This window comes from Paraburkholderia sp. RL18-085-BIA-A (assembly GCF_046027075.1).
GTDB lineage: Bacteria > Pseudomonadota > Gammaproteobacteria > Burkholderiales > Burkholderiaceae > Paraburkholderia.
Genome location: NZ_JARESU010000630.1, coordinates 1 through 404, shown reverse-complemented (window position 1 = coordinate 404; position 404 = coordinate 1). Strand labels below are relative to the sequence as shown.

The following is a 404-nucleotide window of genomic DNA, read 5'->3' as shown; positions in this document are numbered from 1 at the left end:
GCGCTTGATGACTACGTGACCGACACCAATCCTGTGCGCGTGGTGGATGTCTTTGTGGATGAGCTCGATCTTCAGAAGCTCGGGTTTGAAGGTGTTGAGCCAGCGCTGACCGGCCGGCCTTCGTATCATCCGGAGGTGATGCTCAAGATCTACATCTACGGTTACCTGAACCGTATTCAATCCAGCCGTCGCCTTGAACGCGAGGCCCAGCGCAACGTCGAACTGATGTGGCTCACCGGCCGCCTGGCGCCTGACTTCAAGACCATTGCGCGGTTCCGTAAAGACAACGGCAAAGCGATCCGCAGCGTCTGCCGTCAGTTCGTCGTGCTATGCCAGCGTCTGGACCTCTTCGCCGAAGCGATCGTTGCGATCGACGGCAGCAAGTTCAAGGCGGTGAACCATCG

At 58.4% G+C, this 404-nt stretch carries 1 protein-coding gene; it reads left to right on the top strand.

All coding sequences use genetic code 11. The annotated features are described in order from the left end of the window. On the top strand, positions 1–404 hold a 404-nt coding region (locus tag P0D89_RS54155), incomplete at both ends, for a transposase (RefSeq protein ID WP_408379866.1).